This is a genomic window from Paenibacillus sp. P4_E11 (genome assembly GCF_056401635.1).
In genome coordinates this window covers 1-586 of record NZ_JBFUIX010000701.1, presented here as the reverse complement: position 1 = coordinate 586, position 586 = coordinate 1, and the positions used below count along the sequence as shown (strand labels likewise).

The 586-nt window shown below is 34.8% G+C and carries 1 protein-coding gene; it reads right to left on the bottom strand.

The genetic code is table 11. The annotated features are described in order from the left end of the window. A partial coding sequence (locus tag AC1DWB_RS37010) for a hypothetical protein (protein ID WP_477546007.1) occupies nt 1–396 on the bottom strand: 396 nt, incomplete at its 3' end. Nucleotides 397–586 lie beyond the last annotated feature (190 nt).

Sequence of the window (586 nt, the reverse complement as noted above, 5' to 3'; positions counted from 1 at the left end):
AACGAATATTGCCCCAGTAACAGGCACATCGTTATGATTAATAATAGTAAAATCATAGTAGCGGTTATTAAATCCGTCCCCAAGTACATATTTATCCCAAATCTCTAATTTTGAAAAGTAGTCGACTTCATCCTTTTTTTCGCAGGATGTTGTTAATGAAAGTACAAGTATTAAAATCACTGAAGCAAACAGTTGAGTTTTCTTCACTTCTTTATTCTGATTAGTTCTAGTTGACTTGATCATCAAAATAACAAAACCTGCAATAAAGAGCAATATAGTAGCGATAAAAGCGAAAATACCTATAGTTTGGACTCCGCTACCTGACAAACTGTAATACCCTGTAACACCGCACCAGGCACCAATCAGGAGCAATGCATAACCAAGTATCTTTTTCATGTCTGTGCACCTTCGTTTACATAAAATTGATGAACTTTACTTGCAGTGGAAAGATTATCTACGATAGTAATAAGTGCCTATTTCACGAGCTGACAAATAGCACTAGATCCCTATGATGCTTAAATTTCGACAAAATACATCATATTCCTTCTTATTAAGCTATTTTTTGCAGATAATAACACCAAAGCCC